Source organism: Amycolatopsis kentuckyensis (assembly GCF_041679295.1).
GTDB lineage: Bacteria > Actinomycetota > Actinomycetes > Mycobacteriales > Pseudonocardiaceae > Amycolatopsis > Amycolatopsis kentuckyensis_A.
Genome location: NZ_JBGDMD010000013.1, coordinates 183,031 through 202,513, shown reverse-complemented (window position 1 = coordinate 202,513; position 19,483 = coordinate 183,031). Strand labels below are relative to the sequence as shown.

The following is a 19,483-nucleotide window of genomic DNA, read 5'->3' as shown; positions in this document are numbered from 1 at the left end:
CCGTGTTCGGCAGCAGTTGCCGGGGCGGTCGGGCGGCGCCCGTAGCTTCCCGCCCGTGACTGACACTTCTCGCCGGACCTTCCTCCTCGGCGCCCCGGCCGTCGCCGCCGCGGCGACCCTGCCGGGCGTCCTCGGCGCGCCGGCCGCCGAAGCTCAGGGCCAGCACCGCCCCGACGCCGAAGATCCGCGCTTCACGCTCGTGGTCATGCCGGACACGCAGTACCTGTTCGACGAGGACCGCGGCGACGCGGCTCCGCTGGACGCCTCGCTGCGGTACGTTCTCGACGAGGCGGATGACAACGTTGTCTTCCTCGCTCACCTCGGAGATCTCACCCAGAACGGCCGCGCGGACGAGTTCGCCCGCATCAGCAAGTCGTTCCAGGCCCTCGACCGCCGCCGGTTCCCGTACAGCACCCTCGCGGGCAACCACGACATCGACGGCTCGAAGGACGACCAGCGCGGCCCGTCGCCGTACCTCGACGCGTTCGGCCCGCAGCGCCAGCGCAACTCGCCGACGTTCCGCGGCGCTTCGAAGGACGGCTACAACACCTTCCACATCTTCCGCGGTGGCGGCCGCGACTGGCTGCTGCTCGCCCTCGACTGGCGGCCCTCGGCCGGCGGCTTGAACTGGGCGAAGCAGGTCCTCGCGCAGCACCCGACGCTGCCCGCGATCCTCACCATCCACGAGCTGGTCTGGGCCGGCGACGACGCCCAGGCGCAGTTCTCCACCTTCGGCGAGCTGGTCTGGAAGGAGCTGGTGAACGGCAACGACCAGATCTTCCTGACGCTGAACGGCCACTACTGGCCGACCGGCCGCACGGTCCGCAAGAACGCCGCCGGGCACGACGTCCACGTCCACATCGCCAACTACCAGGACCGCTACTACGGCGGCAGCGCGATGGTCCGGCTCTACCAGTTCGACCTCGCGCGCGGTGTGATCGACGTCCGGACTTTCTCGCCGTGGCTCGCCGCGCAGGACCACTTGAGCGAGATGCAGCGGGTCGAGGTCGAGCGCAGCGGCACCGCCGACTACTTCAGCCTGGAGATCGACTTCGCCGAGCGGTTCAAGGGCTTCGCGCCGGTGCCGGTGCCGCCGGGACGTCCGGCGAAGCAGCTGCTGGTGCCGGGCACGGTCGCCTACTGGCGGTTCGAGGGTGGTCAGGACGGCAAGCCCGTGCCGGACAACGTCGTCGTGCGCGACCAGACCGGGCGCGGCAACGACCTCATCCGCGTCACCGCGCCCGGCAGCGGGCCGGACGCGCTGAAGTTCTCGAGCGAGTTCTCGCCGCGGCAGCCGTCGCGGGCGAGCCTGCGCTTCGACGGCGGCCGCGACCCGAGCCGGGGCGCGTACCTGCGCACGGTCGACGCCGCACCGATGAACAAGCTGAAGTTCGAACGCGGCTACACCGTCGAAGCGTTCTTCTGGCTGCCGGCGAACTTCAAGGACGGCCACCACGGCTGGTGCGGCCTGTTCGCCCGCGAGGGCAGCGGCGCGGCCGCGGGCAAGACCGGCGACGACCCGAAGGAGTCGGCGGCCACACTGTCCCTTTCGGACGGTGGCGAGCTGCAGTGGGCGGTGTTCCCGCTGAACCAGGACCGGATCTCGACGAACTGGGGCCACGAGCTGCCGGTCGAGCGGTGGTGGCACGTCGCGGTGGTCAACGACGGGCGGCGCACGGTCGTGTACGTCGACGGCTGCCCGGTGGTGCGGAACCCGGCCACGCCGGCGATCGGGCTCGCGAACCCGGGCGGGTCGTGGCTGGTCGGAGCGTCGTCGTACGAGGGCAAGGTGGACCGGAGCTTCGCCGGTTTGCTGGGCGACGTGCGGGTGGCCGACCGGCCGCTGAACCCGCGTGAATTCATGCTGGGCTGAGGCCCTTGACAGCGGGTGGACAATAAAAAATCGACGTGCCTTCCGAATTGAACAGGAAGATCCGTCGAATGTAGCGTCAGTCTAACCGCTGTGAGGGGAATTTGTCAAATCAGGGGTACGACGAGGAATTGCGGGCGGAGCGCGCGTACGTCGAGGGGCTGTACGCGCGCCTCGACCGTGAACGTGCCGAGGCGCGCGTCCGCTACGACCGCGCACTCGGGGAACCGGGGACCACACTGGTGGAGCGGGACGCGGACGTGCGCGTCCGGGCGCGCGAGACGGTCCGGCTGAACGTCGCCGACAACGGGCTGTGCTTCGGCCGGTTGGACGCCCTTTCGGGCGAAACCAGCTACATCGGCCGGATCGGTCTCTTCGACGGCGAAAACGACTACGAACCGCTTCTGCTGGATTGGCGGGCGCCGGCGGCGCGCCCGTTCTACGTCGCCACCGCGGCGACGCCGGAAAACACGCGCCGTCGTCGTCAGTTCCACACTTTGGGGCGAACCATCGTCGATTTCACCGACGAGGTGCTCGGCCGGCCGGGCGGCCACGAGCGCGGCGACGCGGCGTTGCTGGCCGCCGTCAACGCCCCGCGCGGCGAGGGCATGCGGGACATCGTCGCGACGATCCAGGCCGAGCAGGACGAGATCATCCGGCTCGCCCACCCGGGCGTGCTCGTCGTCGAGGGCGGGCCGGGCACCGGCAAGACGGCCGTCGCGCTGCACCGCGTCGCCTACCTGCTCTACACCCGGCGCGAACGGATGTCGCGCAGCGGCGTCCTGGTGGTCGGGCCGAGCCCGCTGTTCCTGGACCACATCGGCCGGGTGCTGCCGTCGCTCGGCGAGTCGGACGTCGTCTTCCGGACCACCGGCGACCTCGTCCCGGGGCTGCGCGTGACCGCCGAGGACACGCCGGAAGCGGCGCGGCTCAAGGGATCGCTGAAGATCCTCGACGTGCTGAAGGCGGCGGTCGCCGACCGGCAGAAGGTGCCCGACGAACCGGTGCCGGTCGAGCTGGCGGACGTCACCGTCGACCTCGACGCCGATGTCGCCGACGAGGCCCGGCTCGAGGCGCGCCGGTCCGGGTTGCCGCACAACGAGGCCCGCGCGGTCTTCCGCGAGCACGTCGTGAGTGCGCTCGCCGAGCGGGCCGCCGCACGCATCGGCGAGGGCTGGCTGACCAGCGAAGATCGCGGAGCGTGGGCCAACTTGCGCGCCGACGTCCTCGACGAGCTGGCCACCCACGTTGGCCTCGACGCCGCGCTGGCCGCGTTGTGGCCGGAGCTGACGCCGGAGACGCTGCTGGCCCCGCTGTACATGTCACCGCGCCGGCTCGAGGCCGCCGGGGCCGGCCCGGCGCTGTTCCGCGCGGACGGCGCGGCGTGGACCGTCTCGGACGTGCCGTTGCTCGACGAGCTGGTCGACCTGCTCGGTCACGACGATTCGGCCGAACGGGCCGCCGCTCGCCGGCAGGCGCGGGAGGACGCCGAGTACGCCGAAGGCGTCATGGACCTCATCAAGCTCGACCGCGAGGAACTCGACGAAGACCTCGGCCTGGTCGCCACCGACCTGCTCTACGCCGAAGACCTCGCCGGCCGGTTCGTCGAGCGGGACGCGCGTGACCTCGCCGAACGCGCGGCCGCCGACCGCGACTGGACGTACGGGCACGTCGTCGTCGACGAGGCACAGGAACTGTCCGAAATGGACTGGCGGGTGCTGATGCGCCGGTGCCCGAGCCGCTCGTTCACGATCGTCGGTGACCTTGCGCAGCGTCGCAGCCCGGCCGGGGCGACGGCGTGGGGACCGGTGCTGGCGCCGTACGTCGCCGACCGGTGGGTGTACCGGGAGCTGACCGTCAACTACCGGACCCCGGCGGAGATCATGACCGTCGCCGGCGCGCTCCTCGCGGAATTCGCGCCGGACGCGCGGCCGCCGGAATCGGTGCGCGCGTGCGGGATCCGGCCGTGGGCGCGGCGGATCGCCGACGGCGAACTGGGTGCCGCCATCGACGAATTCGTCCGCGACGAAGCCGGGCGCGAAGGCACCAGCGTCGTCATCGGCCCGCCGGGCGTGCCCGGCGCGGTCCCGCCGTCGGCGGCCAAGGGCCTGGAGTTCGACGCCGTCCTCGTCGTCGAACCGGAGCGGATCCTGGCCGGAGGCGCGCGTGGCGCGGCCGAGCTGTACGTCGCGCTCACCCGCGCCACGCAGCGCCTCGGTGTGCTGCACCGGGATCCGCTCCCGCCGGTGCTGGCCGGGCTCGCCGAAGCGGGCTCGCCCGTGCGCGCCGGGCACCGCCGGTTCCTGTAGCGGCCTCGTGAGTGTGAAACAGGGCTAGAACCCTGTTTCACACTCACGAGCGGCTACGCCGTGAGCCGGCCCCAAGCGTAGTTCTGCTTGGCCAGCTTGAGGTAGACGAACAGCTCGGTCCCGGACACGCCGTCGATCTTGCGGATCTCTTCGCCCAGCACCTCGAGCATGTGGTCGTCGTCCCGGCAGACGAGCTCGGCCAGCAGGTCGTAGCGCCCGGCGCACAGCACGACGTAGTGCACGTGCGCGAGCTCGGACAGCTTGTCCGCCACCTCGCGCGGATCAGCGCCGTCGACGCTGATGCCGACCATCGCCTGGCGCGTCAGATCGACGTTGACCGGGTCGGTCACCGCCACGATCTGCATGAGGTCGTCGCGCAGCAGCCGCTGCACGCGCTGGCGGACGGCTCCCTCCGAAAGCCCCACCGCCTTCGCGAGCGCGGTGAACGACGCGCGGCCGTCCTGCTGCAGCAGGGCGATGAGCGATCTGTCCGTGTTGTCCAGTCCGCGCGCACGTGAATCGTCACCCATGCCGTCCCTCCCTGTGTTTCGGCATGTGATTTGTCAAGTGCGCAGCGTATCGAGACCTGACCAGAAAGCGAGACCCCCGCGGCAGCTTCACGTGATCCGGCGCCAGGATCGTGATTTGCCGAGGATTCGGTGGCTGAGGGGGAAACTCACGAGTCATTCCGAGGCGGTTTTGTGCGCCCGCGCACAGCCGGACCCGCTCGCGGGGCGGCGGCGGGTACCGTCTGGCGGCTCTGCCGTCTCCCGCGACCCCAGGAGGACCAACGCAATGACCGTGGCACTCGCCCCCGCCGTCCCGGCGAAGGGACTGCGCGGTGGCGCGCTGGGCATGGTGTCGTCGATGGTCATCGGGATGTCGTCGACCGCGCCGGCGTACTCGATCGCGGCCACGCTCGGCCTGATGGTGCTGGCCGGCACCGGCTTCAAGGCGGCCGCGTTCGTGCTGCTCTCGTTCGTCCCGGTGCTGTTCGTCGCGTTCGCGTTCCGCGAGCTGAACACCGCGGAACCCGACTGCGGCACCAACTTCACGTGGGCGGCCCGCGCGTTCGGCGCGCACGCGGGGTGGTTCACCGGCTGGGTCGTCACGGTCGCGCAGCTCCTGGTGATGAGCAGCCAGTCCGCGCTGACCGGCCGGTACACGCTGCTGCTGTTCGGCGCGTCCGGCGCGGCGGACAACCGGTGGCTCACGACGGCGATCGGTGCCGCGTGGCTGCTGGCGCTGTGCTGGCTGTGCTACCGCGGCATCGAGGTGTCCGCGAGGGCGCAGTGGATCCTGCTCGGCGTCGAACTCGCGGTCCTGGTGCTCTTCTCGGTCGTCGCGCTCGTCCGTGTCTTCGACGGCACGGCCGGGCCGCAGGCGTCGGTGCCGCGCCTGGACTGGCTGTGGCCGGGCGGGGTCGGCGCGGGGACGGCGGTCTCGGCGGTGCTGCTGGCCGTGTTCATCTACTGGGGCTGGGAAAGCTCGCTGTCGGTCAACGAGGAGTCCGCCGACCCGCGGCACGCGCCGGGCCGCGCCGCCGTGCTCTCGACCGTGTTGCTGGTGCTGAACTACCTGCTCGTCACGGTCGCCGCGCTCGCCTTCGCGGGCGTCGGCACCGAGGGGATCGGGCTGGGCAACGAGGCCAACTCCGGCGACGTCCTCGCCGGCCTCGGCGGCGCGGTGTTCGGCGACGGCGCGGCCGGCAAGGTGCTGGGCGTGCTGCTGATCGTCTCGGTGCTGACCAGCGGTGCGGCCACCAGCCAGGCGACGATCATGCCCGCGGCACGCACGACGTTGTCGATGGCCAGCCACGGCGCGCTGCCTCGCGTTTTCGGGCGGGTGCACCCGAAGTACCGGACGCCGTCGGTGGCCACCTGGGCGTTCGGGCTCGTGTCCTTGGCGGTGTACGTCCTGCTGGCGCTGGTCAGCGACAACGTGCTGGCCGACTCGGTCGACGCGGTCGGGCTGACCATCGCGATCGAGTACACGATGACGGCGCTGGCCTGCGTCTGGGTGTTCCGCCGGACGCTGCTGGCGAGCGCGCGCAACTTCGTGCTGCGTGGGCTGTTGCCGTTCGCCGGCGGGGTGTTCTTCTTGGCCGTGCTGGTGTTCGCGCTGGTGGAGTACGCGAAGCCGGACGCGGGCGAGACGACGGTGTTCGGGATCGGCGGCGTCGCGGTGATCGGCGTGGTGTCGATCGTGCTCGGCGTGCCGCTGATGTTCGCCGTGCACCGTGCGTGCCGCGACTTCTTCGCCGGCCGCCGGTTGCCGCGCGGGGTGGTGCGGCGCGGCGGCGACGTCATCGAGCCGGTCTAGAACCAGGTGTCCAACGCGGTTGCCGGTGAGCCTTCGCCCGCCCACGCGATGACGCCGTCGGGGCGCAGCAGCAGCGGGCCGGTGTTCGTCGCGCGGACGACGTCGACCCGCGGTTCGGTCACGGGCTCGGTCGTGAGCAGGAGGCCGCGGCCGGTGCGGGTGTGCTCGGGCAGCCGGGACGTGCGGCCGTGCTCATCGACGATTTCGATGTCCGGGCAGTGCTCGCCGACCGGCTTTGCGGCGGGATAAGGGAAGTCGTAGCGGGTGTTGACCCCGGACAGGAGGTCCGCGAAGTACTTGTTCGCTTCGGGCAGGTCCATCAGCTCGGCGACGATCTCGCGCAGCGCGTCGACGTGCGGGCCGGGAGCCAGCAGCGCGGACTGCGCCCTCGTGTTGCGTAGCACCGCTTCGCCCGCCGGGTGCCTTTCGCGCGTGTACGTGTCGAGGAACGCTTCGGGCTTGTCGCCGCGAAGGACGGCGCCGAGCTTCCAGCCCAGGTTGAGCGCGTCCAGCAAGCCGAGGTTGAGGCCCTGGCCGCCGCTGGGCGAGTGCACGTGCGCGGCGTCGCCGGCCAGGAGGACGCGCCCTCGGCGGTAGTCGTCGACCTGACGGGCCTGGTCGCCGAACCGCCGTTCCTCGCGGAACTCCTCGACGACGACGTCCGCGCCGGTGATCCGCCGGATGCTCGCGGCGAAGCCGGCCGCGGTGACCGGCTCCGGGTTCGACGCGGGTTCGGTGATCCCGACCATGCTGCCGCCGTGCAGGAAGGCGCCCCCGGCGTACCGCCCGGCCGGCGGGACGGGCCCGGCGAACCGCGCCTGCCCGGCGACCGTGCGCAGCAGCGCCGGCGTGCCGGGGAAGGCGAAGCCGGCCAGCTTCCGGACGGCGCTGCGGCCGCCGTCGCAGCCGACGACGTACTTCGCGCGCCACGTCCTTCCGGCGGTCACGGTGACACCATCCACATCGGACTCCAGCGCGGTGACCTCGTGGCCCCGCACCACCGGGACGCCGTCGGCGTGCTTCGCGAGGACGCGTTCCAGCTCCGGCTGCCAGATGTTGGTCCGCGGGCGGTCTTCGCGCGGCTCGATCTTGAAGATGCTCGCGAAGTGGCCGCGAGTGGTGCCGTGGTCGCGGGCGAGGTCCTTCGTACCTTCGACGTCGGCTTCGGCGAGCTGGTCGCCGAGACCGCGTCGCCAAAGCGCTTCGGTCGCCAGCGCGCCCAAGCCGCGTGCCTTCGGCTCTTCGGACGGTTCCGTCAGCCGTTCCAGGACCAGTGGTTCGGCGCCGGCCAGCTGGAGTTCGGCCGCGAGGAACAGGCCCACCGGGCCCGCGCCCACGACGATCACGTCGGCATCCACGGTTCCTCCTTAACTTGTTAAGGGCTAGGATGTCCTTAACAAGTTAAGGCGTCAAGGAGGAACATGTCGCTGGACGTCGACGGCGCGGTGCGCGTCGCGCTTCGCCTGCTCGAAGCCGAGGGGCTGGACAAGCTGACCGTCCGGCGGCTGGCGACCGAGCTGGGCGTCAAGGCACCCGCGTTGTACTGGCACTTCCGCAGCAAGCGCGCGCTGCTCGACCGCATGACGGACGCGATCGTCGCGCCGGTGGTCGCCGGGTTGCCGTCGTCGGGGCCGTGGCTCGAGTGGCTGGAAGACGCGGGCTTCGCGCTGCACACGGCGTTGCTCGCGCACCGCGACGGCGCCCGCGTCGCGCTGGGCGCGGACCTCACCGTGGCCCGCGCGCTCGGCGAGTTCGCCGAGCGCGCGGTCGGGGTGCTGCACGAGGCGGGCTTCCCGCTCGGGGAGGCGACCCGCGCGGCCGGGGTACTGGTGCACTTCGTGCTGGGCCGGGCCGTCGAAGACCAGACGCGGCCCTCGCCCGCCGAAGAGGCGGTGGTGATCGAGTCCGATGCCTTCCCGTTCCCGCTGATGGCGCAGGGCCTGCGGGAACGCGCCGGTTCGACGGTCGACGAAGACTTCCGGTACGCGCTCGGCGTGCTGCTCGCCGGGCTGGCGGTGACTAACCGAGGTCGCGGCGGCTGAGGTCCTCCTCGGTTTCGCGACGCACGAGCAGCGTCGCGACGCCGTCCTTGACGCCGACCAGCGGCGGCCGGCCGACCTGGTTGTAGTTCGACGCCAGCGAGTGGTGGTACGCGCCGGTGCACGGGACGGCCAGGAGGTCGCCGGCGTGCAGGTCGCCGGGCAGGCTGATGCCGTCGGCGAGGACGTCGCCGGATTCGCAGTGCCGGCCGACGACGGTCATCGGGACGCGCTTTTCCCTGGAGCGGCGGCCAATCAGGCGTGTCGTGTACCGGGCGCCGTAGAGCGCCGGGCGGGCGTTGTCGCTCATGCCGCCGTCGACCGCGACGAACGTGCGGCTGCCGCGCTTGACCGCGCACACGCGGTACACGGTGATCCCGGCCGGCCCGACGATCGCCCGGCCCGGCTCGATCGTCAAGCGGGGCAGCGGGAAGCCGTGCGCCGCGCACTCGTAGGCGAGGGCCACGCGTAGCCGTCGTGAGTAGCCGCCGAGGTCGAAGGCGGGCTCGCCGCCGACGTACGGCACCGCGTGCCCGCCGCCGAGGTCGAGTTCCCGCAGCGTGACGCCGTGGGTGTCGCGGATTCGGACGAGGACTTCGGCCATCCGCCGCGCGGCGGCCTCGTACCGGTCGATTCTGGTCACCTGCGAGCCGATGTGGCAGTGCAGCCCTTTCAGCCGCAACCCGGGTTGTCGCTTCACCGCTTCCACGGCGGCGTCGACGTTGTCGGGTACGCCGTCGAGGAGTGAGAAGCCGAACTTCTGGCCTTCGGTGCCGGTGCTGATCGACGCGTGCGCCCCGGCCGCGACCCCCGGCGTCACGCGGATCATGACCTGCTGCCCGCCCTGCGCGAGCGCGCCGAGCTGCTCGATCTCGTCGAGCGAGTCGACGACGATCCGCCGGACGCCGTACTCGAGAGCGGCCTTCAGGTCTTCGGGTGTCTTCGCGTTGCCGTGCAGCAGCATGCGCTCCGCGGGGAAGCCGACAGCGCGCGCGACGGCGATCTCACCCGCGGAGCAGGTGTCGAGCGACAACCCCTCTTCGGCGACCCAACGCAGTACGGACCGCGTACACAGCGCCTTGCTCGCGTACGCGACTTCGACGTCCGGCAGCGCTTCGCGGTACTCGCGGGCGGTGTCGCGCACCTGCCGCTCGTCGAGGAGGTAGGACGGCGTCCCGAAGCGGGCGGCGAGGTGGCTGACCTTCGCGCCGGCGAAGAGGAGTTCGCCGTCTTCGCCGAGTCGGGTGCTTCGCGGCCAGACTCCTGGCTCGAGGTGATCGGCGGCTTCGCAGCCGAGGCTGGGAAGAAGCTCGCTGAGCGTCACGGGGTGCCTCCGGGCATTCGCGGCGGATCGGACTTCGCCAGAACACCGCTGTTCGGGCTGCCGGTGCTCACCCGTGAATGCCGTCCTGATGGGTTTCCGTCGCCCGCTGACGCGTTGTTAACGCGCGAGTAACTTCGGCCACACCTCGGTTGACCTGCGAAGAGCTGAATCCGGACGGCGTCACACGGGAACGAGCGAGCGCTCGGCTTGCCGCGTACTGCCCAGGGCGCCTCAGCGAGCTTCGTCGCCGTCCCAAGCCGTGTCTCCCTGACCGCGCGCTGTCAAGCCGGCTTGTGGTCCGCCGCTGTGCCGCAGACGCAGCCTCGGTCCGTTCCCTGGCCTGCCGCCGTTGCCGCGCAGTAGCGGCGGGCTATCTCGTCGTGCGCTGCCAGCGGGTGGGGGCAGCTCGGGCAGCGTGTGCCGGATCGCGAGGCCTCAGGCGCGTCGGGTAGCGGGCCTGTCATGCCGCCACCCGCGGCTTTCGCAGCGGCTCGCTCGCCTCGTGGAGGTGCTGGAGCACGTACCCGTACGACCGCGCCCAGCCGCACTGGGCGTACGAAATCCCGCGCCGGGCGCAGAAGTCGCTGACGATCACCTGCGCGTGCCGCAGGTTGGGCCGGGCCATGCTCGGGAACAGATGGTGCTCGATCTGGTAGTTCAGCCCGCCGAGCGCGAAGTCGACGATCCGGCCGCCGCGGATGTTGCGGGACGTCAGTACCTGCTTGCGCAGGAAGTCGAGCTTGTGCCCGGTCGCCAGCATCTCCATGCCCTTGTGGTTGGGCGCGAACGAGCAGCCCATGTACAGGCCCCACAGGAACTGGTGCACCAGGATGAAGATGATCCCGGTCAGCGGCGACAGCACGATGAACACCGCAGCGAGGTACGCCACGAGGTGCGCGATCAGCAGCGCGGCCTCCAGCTTGCGGCGTCGAAGATCCTTGTTCAGCACCGCTTTCACGCTCGATACGTGCAGGTTCAGCCCTTCCAGCAACAGCAGCGGGAAGAACAGGAACGCCTGGTACTTCGCCATCCAGCGCAGGAACCCGCGCTTGCGCGAGCTCTGCGCTTTGCTGAACGCGAGCACGGTGATGTCGACGTCCGGGTCCTCGTCCTCGTGGTTGGGGTTGGCGTGGTGCCGCGCGTGCGTCGCGATCCACCAGCCGTAGCTCAAGCCGGTCAGTCCACCGTGGACGATCCCGGTGGCGTCGTTCGCCCGGCGGCTGCGGAAGATCTGCTTGTGCCCGGCGTCGTGGCCGATGAACGACAGCTGCGCGAACATCATCGCGAAGAAGGCCGCGAGGAACAGCTGCCACCACGAGTCGCCGAGGTAGGCGAACGCGACCCAGCCGCCGCCGAACGCGGCGAGGTTGAGCCCGATCCGCACCGCGTAGTACCGCCGGCGCCGGCGGAGGAGCCCCGCGTCCTTGATGAGCCGGGACAGCTCGGCGAAGTCGCTGCCGTGCGAAGTTTCCGGTGCTTGAAGCGAAGTCATGTCCGCCGTTCTGGTCAGCTGAAATGCTTGTCCAGCAACGGCTCCCGGCACTGAAGTGCCGGACCCGATCCCGAAGAAGGGCACTGAGGCCTGACCGCGGGCTCGCTCCGCGGCATGCCCCCAGCGTGACACCAGAAGCGCCCGATGACAATTCCCCGCCGGTCACCGAAGAGGTGTACAGTCGGCCACATCGGGATGACGGTGACGTACCGCACACCCGTCTCGTGGTCATGCCGGCCGATCGGCTGGCAGGGCTGCCGCGGCGCCGTTCGCCAGTTCTAGGAAAGCCCCCAGGACGAAAGCAGTCCGAAGAGCCGTTCGCGCTCGGCCCCCGTCAGCAGCCGGCTCGGCGGCCGGACGTCGGGGCGGCACAGGCCGAGCTGGCCGAGCGCGTCCTTGACCACGCTGACGTTGTTCGCGTTCCCGTTCGCCGCACGCAGTTCCTCGAACGGCCGGATCCGCTCCCAGACCGTCATCGCCGCCGGGTAGTCCGATGTGGACAGTGCGCGGAACATCTCCAGCGAGATCGCCGGGTCGACGTTCACCAGGCCCGACGTGAACCCGGTCGCGCCGACGGCGAAGTAGCCGGGCGCCGAGAGCTCGGCCAGGCCGGCGATCCACACGAACCGTTCGAAGCCGGCGTCCCGCGCGACCGAGCCGAACCGCACCGGGTCCGGCACGGCGTACTTCACGCCGACGACGTTCGGCGCCGCCTCGCCCAGCGCCCGCAGCTGCTCGCCGGCGATCGCCGGGTTGCGGACGTAGAGCACGACACCGAGTTCGGGCACCGCGGACGCGATCGCGGCGTGGTAGTCGACCCAGCCGTCGCCCGAGATGTACGGGTGCACCGGCTGGTGGACCATGATCATGTCGGCGCCGGCGTCCCGCGCGTGCGCGGCGGCCCGCGTCGCCGAAGCGACGTCGTGGCCGATCCCGGCGAGCACGCTGGCCCGCCCGGCCACGGCTTCGACGGTGACCTCCAGGCACTGCCGGGCTTCCGCCGCGTCCAGCGCGTAGAACTCGCCGGTGTTCCCGTTCGGCGTCACGACCTCGATGCCGCCGGTGACCAGCCGGTCGACGAGTTTCGCGTACGTCTGCCCGTCGACGGCGCCCTCGGCGTCGAACGGCGTGACCGGAATGGCCACCACCCCGGACAGCCGCCGCCTCTGCTGCTCGAACGTCATCGGGCTCCCTTCGTCTCGGTGCTGTGCTCACCCGGCAGGCCGTACGCGACCCGGTCGAGGAAATCCGTGATGTGCCGGCGCAGCAGGTGCTCGGCCTGCCGGGCGTTCCCGCTCTCGGCGGCGGCCAGGATCGCCCGGTGCTCGGCCGCCTCGCCCTGCCACGTCGGGCTGATGCCCCAGCCGGTGACGGTGATCAGCGCCGCCTGGTCGCGCAGGCCGTCGAGGAACTCGACCAGCAGCGGGTTCCCGCAGCCGGCGTAGAGCGCGCGGTGGAACAGCCGGTTGGTCAAGCTCGCCTTCGCGCGATCGGTGGCGTTCGCGCCCGTCTCGACGCCGGCCAGCACCTGCCGTGCGTCGCCGAAGTCCGCACCGCGCTCGACAGCGCGTCGGACGGCTTCGGGCTCGAGGAGCGCGCGCAGGTCGTACACCGCGTGAGCGCTTTCGGCGTCCATGACCCGGACCGCCGCCCCCTTGTACGTGCTCATCGTGACCAAACCGGAACCGGCGAGGATCCGCAGCGCTTCGCGCACCGGCGTCTTCGACACCCCGAGCAGGGCGCCCACCTCGGCTTCGACGAGCGTTTCGCCCGGCCCGAACTCGCCGCTCAAGATCGCTTCTTTGATCGCGTCACGCACGAAATCCGTCCGCGAGACGGGCGGCGGCGGCCTCCTGGCCGAAGAAGTGCTCGCCACTGGCATGTCCGATCTGATATACGATGCGACATACAACATTATCACGGACCCAGGGAGCAGCCATGCAGCGTCGCACCGGCTTCCGATTCCGACGAGTGCTGCTGGCGGCGAGCCTCGCCGCCGGTCTGGCGGCCTGTGGCGCGCCGGGTGGAGATGGCGGCCAAGCGGCGAATCCCTCGGCCGTGCCGGACAAGCCGAGCAAGCCCGTCGACCTGAACATCCTCGACATCGCGGGCAACCTGCAGCTCACCAAGCAGATGATCGAGAACTTCAAGGCCGCGCACCCGGAAGTGCTCTCGAAGGTCACGTACTCGACAGCGCCCGCCCCGAGCATGGCGGGCAAGCTGAAGGCCGAGCAGGACGGCGGCGTCGCCCAGACGCACCTCGTCCTCAGCGGCACGGACGGCCTGTCCGCCGGCATCGCGAACGGCACGCTGGCGAAGGTGCTCCCGGACTTCGCCGGCCGGTTCCCGAACCTCATGCAGAACTACCTCGAGCCCGCGGCCAAGATGCAGGAGCTGGCCAACGGCTACGGCGTCGAGGTCGTCTACTACCCGTCCGGCCCGCTGCTGGAGTTCAACCCGGGCGCGGTGCCCACGGCGCCGGCGTCACCGCAGGAGCTGCTCGACTGGGCCAAGGCGCACCCGGAGAAGCTCCAGTACGCGCAGCCGTCCAACTCCGGCCCGGGCCGCACGTTCCTGATGGGCCTGCCGTACCTGCTGGGTGACAAGGACCCGAAGGACCCGGACAAGGGCTGGGACAAGACCTGGGCGTTCCTGCAGGAGCTGGGCAAGTACGTGAAGTACTACCCCTCCGGCACCACCGAGACCATGAAGAACCTGGCGTCCGGCTCGGTGGACATGATCATGTCGACGACCGGCTGGGACATCAACCCGCGCAAGCTCGGCACGGTGCCCAACACGGTCAAGACCGCGATCATGCAGCCGATGCACTGGGTCACCGACGCCCAGTACGCCCTGATCCCGAAGGGCCTCTCGCCCGACCAGGAGTCGGCGATCCTGCAGCTGATCGCGTGGATGCTGAAGCCGGACCAGCAGGCGATCGCCTACGACGACGGCTACTTCTACCCCGGCCCGGCGGTCAAGGACGTCACCCTGCAGATGGCGCCGCAGAAGAGCCAGGACACGATCAAGCAGTTCGGGCGCCCGGAGTACGAGCAGTGGATCGCGCAGTACCCCAAGGAGACCTCGCTGCCGGCCGAGCAGCAGGTCAAGGCGTTCGACAAGTGGAACCAGCTGGTCGGCGGCTCGAAGGTCGGCAAGAAGTGACGTTCGGGCAGCTGCGGCTGGACGGCGTCTCGCGCAGCTTCGGCACCGCGAACGCCCTGAGCGGCCTCGACCTCGCCATCGCGCGCGGCGAGTTCGTGGCCCTGCTCGGCCCGTCCGGCTGCGGCAAGTCGACCGCGCTGAACTGCCTGGCCGGCCTGCTGCCCCTGACGGGCGGCAGCATCTGGCTCGACGACACCCGCATCGACGGCCGGCCCCCGGAGCAGCGCGGGTTCGGGATGGTCTTCCAGAACTACGCGCTGTTCCCGCACATGTCGGTCCGCGCCAACGTCGGCTTCGGCCTCAAGATGCGCAAGGTCGGCCGCGCCGACGCCCGCCGGCGCGTGGACGAGGCCCTGCGCCTGGTCCAGCTCACCGACCACGCGGCGAAGTTCCCCGCCCAGCTGTCCGGCGGACAGCAGCAGCGCGTCGCCATCGCCCGCGCCGTGGTGCTCGAGCCACCGGTGGTCCTGATGGACGAGCCACTGTCCAACCTGGACGCCAAGCTGCGGCTCGAGATGCGGATGGAGATCCGCCGGCTCCACCAGACGCTCGGCCTGACCACGGTGTACGTCACCCACGACCAGGAGGAGGCCCTGTCACTGGCCGACCGCCTGGTGGTGCTGCGCGAAGGCGCGGTTCAGCAGATCGGCACGCCCGAAGAGGTCTACGCCCAGCCGGTGAACAGTTATGTCGCCTCCTTCATGGGGTATCGCAACCTGCTGGACATGACGGTCACCGGAACCGCCGGCACTTCGGTCACCGTGGAGGGCGCGGGAGTCCGCCTGACCGGCCGCGGCTCGCTCACCGAGGGGCCGGCCAAGGTGGCGATCCGCCCGGAGGACTTCGTCGTCGGCGACGGTGCGGAGAACGCCCTCGACGTCACGGTCGAGATCGTCGAGTACCACGGCCGCGAGCTGTCGGTCTCGGCCCGTCTCGAGAACGGGACGCCGGTGTACTTCCGGACCGACAAGCGCCTGGCCCCCGGCGACGCCACCCGGATCGGTGTCCCGGCCGAGCGCGTCCTGGTGTTCGAGCCGTGACGGCCGTCGCGACTGCCCGTCCGGCACTGCGCCACCGCCTGGCCGAACGCGGCATCGACCGCACCCTGCTCCTCCTGGTGCCCGGCCTGCTGGTCACTGCCTGCTTATTTCTGTACCCCTTCCTGTACGGCCTCCAGTTGTCGTTCGCCCCACGCCAGGGCGGCGTCTTCGCCAACTACGCGCGCTTCTTCGGCGATCCGTACCTCCGCGACACCATCTGGACGACGCTCGGCATCGCGCTGCCCGCGACGTTCATCAACGTGCTCGCCAGCATCCCGATCGCGTACGTGATGCGCGGCCGCGTCCGCGGCAAGCGCCTCCTGACCACGATCCTCGTCGTGCCGATCACGCTCGGCACGGTGCTCACCGCGCAGGGCCTGATCATGTACGGCGGCCCGGCGGGCTGGCTGAACAAGCTGCTGACCGTCCTCGGCGTCACCGACCAGCCGCTCCCGCTGATCCACAACTACACCGGCGTGCTGCTGTCCCTGGTGATCACCGGCTTCCCGTTCTCCTTCCTGCTGACGTTGTCCTACCTCTCGGGCATCGACCCCTCCCTGGAGAAGGCGGCCGCGACGCTCGGCGCGAGCTGGGTCCAGCGCTTCCGGCGGATCACGCTGCCCCTGCTGGCTCCCGGCCTGGCGATCACCTTCTGCCTGTCGTTCGTGATGGCGTTCTCCGTGTTCCCCTCCGCGCAGCTCGTCGGCGACCCCGCGAACGAGACCCGCGTCATCTCGATCGCCGCCTACCACGCGGCGTTCGAGGAGTACGACTACTCGATGGGCTCGGCCGTCGCGATGCTCATGGCGGTGGTCATGCTGATCGTGATCGGCCTGGTCATGGCGTGGCGCGGCACGCTGTACCGCGGAGCGACCGGAGGCAAGGGATGACCGGTTGGGTCGCGCGTCCCGGACATTGGGTCGTCTGGGCTGTCGTCGCGTTCTTCTTCGTCAACCTCGCCGGCGTCGTGCTCTCGGTGGTCGTCGACTCGTTCGGGGTGCAGTGGTTCGGCACCTGGCTCCCGGACGGCTTCACGACCCACTGGTACGCCGACGCCTGGCGCGAGTTCGGCCTGTCCGACGTCCTCCTGACCACGGCGATCGTCGCCCTGGTGGTGATCGCCGTGTCGGTTGCGGTCGGCGTCCCGGCCGCCTACGCGCTGGCCCGCCGCTCGTTCCCCGGCAAGCGCCTGGTGATGCTGCTGTTCGTGCTGCCGATCCTGATCCCTCCGATCACCTACGGCATCCCGCTGGCCACCGTGCTCTACAAGTTCCACCTCGCCGGCACGATCACCGGCGTCATCCTGGCCAACCTGGTGCCGTCGGTGCCGTTCGTCGTGCTGACCATGACGCCGTTCATCGAGCAGATCGACCCGAAGATCGAAGCCGCCGCGCGCATGTCCGGCGCGCGCACGGTCTCGGTGTTCACCCGGATCCTCGGCCCGCTGCTGCTGCCGGGGATCCTGGCCGCTTCGATCCTCGTGCTGGTCCGGACGGTCGGCATGTTCGAGCTGACGTTCCTCACTGCCGGCCCGGACTCGACGACCCTCGTCGTGGCGCTCTACAACTCTGTGTTCGCCGCGGGCATCCGGGCCAACCAGTCGGTCGACGCCATGGCGACCATTTACACCGCCTCCATGCTCGTGCTCCTTCTCGTCGCGTTGCGGTTCGTGAACCCGACCCAGCTGGTCACCCGGATTCGGGAGGAGACTTAGCTCGTTCGCTCATGCGTTCGACTCTACCGCGAAAAGTCGAACGCATGATCGACACGATCGAGCGAACCCGCAGGTCTTGCGCCTCCCCCGAGGGGAGCTGCCACTCTTGCGGCATGCGGTATTCGATCGGCGAACTCGCCCGACAGACCGGGCTGACGGTGAAGGCTGTCCGGTTCTACTCGGATCGCGGCCTCGTGCCGCCGTCCGGGCGCAACACCGCGGGCCAGCGCCGTTACGACGACGCCGCGCTCGCCCGGCTCGACGTCATCCGGATCCTCCGCGACCTCGGTGTCGACCTCGCCACGATCCGGCGGGTGATCGACGGCGAGACCACCGTCGCGGAGGTGGCGGCGGAGCACGCCGCGGCGGTGGAGGTGCAGATCGGCGTGCTGCGCCGGCGAAGGGAGGTGCTGAACGCGGTGGCGGACCGCGGCTCGGACCCCGAGGAAGCGGGTCTATCGCACCAGCGGGCCCTGCTGTCCGAAGTGGAGCGGCAGTGCCTGATCGGCGACTTCCTCGCCGATGCGCTGGGTGATCGTCCCGAGCTGGCGGGGATCGCCCGGACCCTGACCCCCGACCTGCCCGAGGACCCCAGCCCCGAGCAGGCCGAGGCGTGGCTCGAGCTGGCTGCGCTGATGCGGGACACGGAGTTCCGCGCGAACCTGCGCCGGTTCGCGGACCGTCACGAAGCCGGGTTGCGTCGCGACCTGGCGGCCGAGGTGCGGGACGCCGTCACCCCGGCCGTCGTGACCGGGATCGTGCCGAGGTCCCCGGCGGCGAAGGCGATCGTCGAAGGGTTGGGGCGCGATCCCGGCGAGCTCCGGGAATGGCTCGGCGCCGCCAACGATCCGCGCCGCGAGCGCTATATGCAGCTATTGGGGGTGATCAACGGCTGGGCGGCACCGGAAAGCCTGGCTCCCGCCTTCGACTGGCTGGCCGAGGCCATGGCGGCCTGACCGCCTCCAGGATCGATGCCAGCGCGTCCTCCACCGGTTGGGCATCCATCCGGCGTCCGTCGCGCAACCGCAGGGAAAGCTGTCCGGCGGCGGCTTCCCGCGGTCCGATCACGGCCTGGTACGGCACCAGCCGGCCGTCCCGGATCCGCGCGCCGAGGCTGCCTTCGGACGCGATCTCGACGCGCAGATCGTCGCAACTGTCCGAAAGCGACTGCGCGTAGGGGATCTCGGCGGCGGAGAGCGGCAGCAACCGCAGCTGCACCGGCGCCAGCCAGGCCGGAAAGGCGCCGCCGTGGACTTCGACCAGCTGCGCCACCGCGCGTTCGACGCTGCCGATGATGCTGCGGTGCACCATGACCGGCCGGTGCTTCGCGGCGTCCGCGCCGACGTACTCGAGGCCGAACTGTTCGGGCTGGTGGAAGTCGACCTGGACGGTGGACAGGGTCGACTCGCGTCCCGCGCTGTCGGCGACCTGGACGTCGATCTTCGGGCCGTAGAAGGCGGCTTCGCCCTCGACCGCGTCGTACGGGAGGCCGTCGAGGACCGAACGCAGGATCGCCACAGCGCCGTCCCAGTTCCCGGGCACGTACTTCCCACCGGGACCGGGCAGGGACAGGCGGTAGCGCGCGGGGCGGATGCCGAGCGCGTCGTAGGCCTGCCGGATCAACGCGAGCGCGGCGGTGGCCTCGGCTTCGACCTGGTCGAGGGTGCAGAAGACGTGCGCGTCGTTGAGCTGGATCGCGCGCACCCGGTTCAACCCGCCGAGCACGCCGGACAGCTCACTGCGGAACATCCCGCCGAGCTCGGCGATCCGCAGCGGCAGTTCGCGGTAGCTGCGGCCGCGCGAACGGTAGATCAGCGCGTGGTGCGGGCAGAGGCTCGGCCGCAGCACGAGCTGCTCGCCGCCGACGTCCATGGGCGGGTACATGTCGTCGCGGTAGTGCGCCCAGTGCCCGGAGATCTCGTACAGCTCCCGTTTGCCGAGCACGGGCGAATGGACGTGCCGGTAGCCGGCGCGCCGTTCGAGTTCGTGGACGTACTGCTCGAGGCTGTGCCGGACGACGGCGCCGTCGGGCAGCCAGTAGGGCAGGCCGGCGCCGATGAGCGGGTCGGTGCCGAACAAGCCGAGTTCGCGGCCGAGCCTGCGGTGGTCGTGCACTGTGGACTCCTCGTGGACGGCGAGGCGGAGGACCACAAGGCGAAAGCCCGGGGCGACCGCCCCGGGCTTTCGTGAGCAATGAATCAGCGCGCC

At 70.6% G+C, this 19,483-nt stretch carries 17 protein-coding genes; 9 read left to right on the top strand and 8 right to left on the bottom strand.

Features of this window, described 5'->3' with window-relative positions:
• Nucleotides 1-55: 55 nt before the first annotated feature.
• Together ACERZO_RS42905 and helR are read left to right on the top strand one after the other, a co-directional pair.
• Nucleotides 56-1,873, top strand: a complete 1,818-nt coding sequence (locus tag ACERZO_RS42905) for a LamG-like jellyroll fold domain-containing protein (protein WP_372671717.1) — start codon at nt 56-58, stop codon at nt 1,871-1,873.
• Nucleotides 1,874-1,974: 101 nt separating this feature from the next.
• Complete coding sequence (gene helR / locus ACERZO_RS42900) at nt 1,975-4,179, top strand: RNA polymerase recycling motor ATPase HelR (protein ID WP_372671716.1); 2,205 nt, start codon at nt 1,975-1,977, stop codon at nt 4,177-4,179.
• 53 nt (nt 4,180-4,232) lie between these two features.
• On the opposite strand, the gene ACERZO_RS42895 is transcribed toward helR, so the two are convergent.
• A complete protein-coding gene (locus ACERZO_RS42895) occupies nt 4,233-4,709 on the bottom strand; it encodes an Lrp/AsnC family transcriptional regulator (protein ID WP_086677247.1) in 477 nt (158 codons plus the stop codon).
• A 265-nt stretch (nt 4,710-4,974) separates the two neighbouring features.
• On the opposite strand from ACERZO_RS42895, the gene ACERZO_RS42890 reads away from it, so the two are divergent.
• Nucleotides 4,975-6,501 carry an APC family permease gene (locus ACERZO_RS42890; protein WP_372671715.1) on the top strand — a complete coding sequence of 509 codons (1,527 nt, stop codon included), beginning with the start codon at nt 4,975-4,977 and terminating at the stop codon, nt 6,499-6,501.
• Here ACERZO_RS42890 and ACERZO_RS42885 read toward each other — a convergent pair.
• Nucleotides 6,498-7,859, bottom strand: coding sequence for an FAD-dependent monooxygenase (locus ACERZO_RS42885; protein ID WP_372671714.1), 1,362 nt, complete (start codon nt 7,857-7,859; stop codon nt 6,498-6,500). The two genes, ACERZO_RS42890 and ACERZO_RS42885, sit on opposite strands and share 4 nt — an antisense overlap.
• A gap of 63 nt (nt 7,860-7,922) precedes the next feature.
• Here ACERZO_RS42885 and ACERZO_RS42880 point away from each other — a divergent pair, with 63 nt between their 5' ends.
• A complete protein-coding gene (locus ACERZO_RS42880; protein ID WP_372671713.1) occupies nt 7,923-8,543 on the top strand; it encodes a TetR/AcrR family transcriptional regulator C-terminal domain-containing protein in 621 nt (206 codons plus the stop codon).
• On the opposite strand, the gene lysA is transcribed toward ACERZO_RS42880, so the two are convergent.
• From lysA to ACERZO_RS42855, 5 genes are all read right to left on the bottom strand, one after another.
• Complete coding sequence (gene lysA / locus ACERZO_RS42875; RefSeq protein WP_372671712.1) at nt 8,521-9,864, bottom strand: diaminopimelate decarboxylase; 1,344 nt, start codon at nt 9,862-9,864, stop codon at nt 8,521-8,523. The two genes, ACERZO_RS42880 and lysA, sit on opposite strands and share 23 nt — an antisense overlap.
• A gap of 281 nt (nt 9,865-10,145) precedes the next feature.
• Complete coding sequence (locus ACERZO_RS42870) at nt 10,146-10,328, bottom strand: RGCVC family protein (RefSeq protein WP_372671711.1); 183 nt, start codon at nt 10,326-10,328, stop codon at nt 10,146-10,148.
• On the bottom strand, nt 10,325-11,356 hold the full coding sequence (locus tag ACERZO_RS42865; RefSeq protein WP_372671710.1) for a fatty acid desaturase family protein: 1,032 nt from the start codon (nt 11,354-11,356) through the stop codon (nt 10,325-10,327). The genes ACERZO_RS42870 and ACERZO_RS42865 overlap by 4 nt, the downstream gene beginning before the upstream one ends.
• 278 nt (nt 11,357-11,634) lie before the next feature.
• Nucleotides 11,635-12,540, bottom strand: coding sequence for a dihydrodipicolinate synthase family protein (locus tag ACERZO_RS42860; RefSeq protein ID WP_372671709.1), 906 nt, complete (start codon nt 12,538-12,540; stop codon nt 11,635-11,637).
• Nucleotides 12,537-13,232 carry a GntR family transcriptional regulator gene (locus ACERZO_RS42855; protein ID WP_372671768.1) on the bottom strand — a complete coding sequence of 232 codons (696 nt, stop codon included), beginning with the start codon at nt 13,230-13,232 and terminating at the stop codon, nt 12,537-12,539. The genes ACERZO_RS42860 and ACERZO_RS42855 overlap by 4 nt, the downstream gene beginning before the upstream one ends.
• A gap of 62 nt (nt 13,233-13,294) precedes the next feature.
• Between ACERZO_RS42855 and ACERZO_RS42850 the strand changes: the two genes are divergently transcribed.
• From ACERZO_RS42850 to ACERZO_RS42830, 5 genes are all read left to right on the top strand, one after another.
• On the top strand, nt 13,295-14,521 hold the full coding sequence (locus ACERZO_RS42850) for an extracellular solute-binding protein (RefSeq protein WP_372671708.1): 1,227 nt from the start codon (nt 13,295-13,297) through the stop codon (nt 14,519-14,521).
• The gene (locus tag ACERZO_RS42845) at nt 14,518-15,561 is read left to right on the top strand and encodes an ABC transporter ATP-binding protein (RefSeq protein ID WP_372671707.1); all 1,044 of its coding nucleotides are present in this window, start codon (nt 14,518-14,520) and stop codon (nt 15,559-15,561) included. The genes ACERZO_RS42850 and ACERZO_RS42845 overlap by 4 nt, the downstream gene beginning before the upstream one ends.
• Nucleotides 15,558-16,451 carry an ABC transporter permease gene (locus ACERZO_RS42840; RefSeq protein ID WP_372671706.1) on the top strand — a complete coding sequence of 298 codons (894 nt, stop codon included), beginning with the start codon at nt 15,558-15,560 and terminating at the stop codon, nt 16,449-16,451. Before ACERZO_RS42845 ends, ACERZO_RS42840 begins: the two co-directional genes overlap by 4 nt.
• A complete protein-coding gene (locus ACERZO_RS42835; RefSeq protein ID WP_372671705.1) occupies nt 16,448-17,275 on the top strand; it encodes an ABC transporter permease in 828 nt (275 codons plus the stop codon). Before ACERZO_RS42840 ends, ACERZO_RS42835 begins: the two co-directional genes overlap by 4 nt.
• Before the next feature lie 113 nt (nt 17,276-17,388).
• A complete protein-coding gene (locus ACERZO_RS42830) occupies nt 17,389-18,231 on the top strand; it encodes a MerR family transcriptional regulator (RefSeq protein WP_372671704.1) in 843 nt (280 codons plus the stop codon).
• Here the strand turns inward: ACERZO_RS42830 and thrS are convergent.
• Nucleotides 18,161-19,426: a threonine--tRNA ligase gene (thrS, locus tag ACERZO_RS42825; RefSeq protein WP_372671703.1), complete on the bottom strand. Its 1,266-nt coding sequence runs from the start codon at nt 19,424-19,426 to the stop codon at nt 18,161-18,163. The genes ACERZO_RS42830 and thrS overlap by 71 nt on opposite strands.
• Nucleotides 19,427-19,483: the final 57 nt, after the last annotated feature.

Excerpts from the sequence above, each read along its gene's own strand:
- ACERZO_RS42895 (WP_086677247.1), bottom strand. The coding sequence starts at position 4,709 with ATGGGTGACGATTCACGTGCGCGCGGACTGGACAACACGGACAGATCG.
- ACERZO_RS42890 (WP_372671715.1), top strand. The coding sequence starts at position 4,975 with ATGACCGTGGCACTCGCCCCCGCCGTCCCGGCGAAGGGACTGCGCGGT.
- ACERZO_RS42880 (WP_372671713.1), top strand. The coding sequence starts at position 7,923 with ATGTCGCTGGACGTCGACGGCGCGGTGCGCGTCGCGCTTCGCCTGCTC.
- ACERZO_RS42870 (WP_372671711.1), bottom strand. The coding sequence starts at position 10,328 with ATGACAGGCCCGCTACCCGACGCGCCTGAGGCCTCGCGATCCGGCACA.
- ACERZO_RS42865 (WP_372671710.1), bottom strand. The coding sequence starts at position 11,356 with ATGACTTCGCTTCAAGCACCGGAAACTTCGCACGGCAGCGACTTCGCC.
- ACERZO_RS42860 (WP_372671709.1), bottom strand. The coding sequence starts at position 12,540 with ATGACGTTCGAGCAGCAGAGGCGGCGGCTGTCCGGGGTGGTGGCCATT.
- ACERZO_RS42850 (WP_372671708.1), top strand. The coding sequence starts at position 13,295 with ATGCAGCGTCGCACCGGCTTCCGATTCCGACGAGTGCTGCTGGCGGCG.
- ACERZO_RS42835 (WP_372671705.1), top strand. The coding sequence starts at position 16,448 with ATGACCGGTTGGGTCGCGCGTCCCGGACATTGGGTCGTCTGGGCTGTC.
- ACERZO_RS42830 (WP_372671704.1), top strand. The coding sequence starts at position 17,389 with ATGCGGTATTCGATCGGCGAACTCGCCCGACAGACCGGGCTGACGGTG.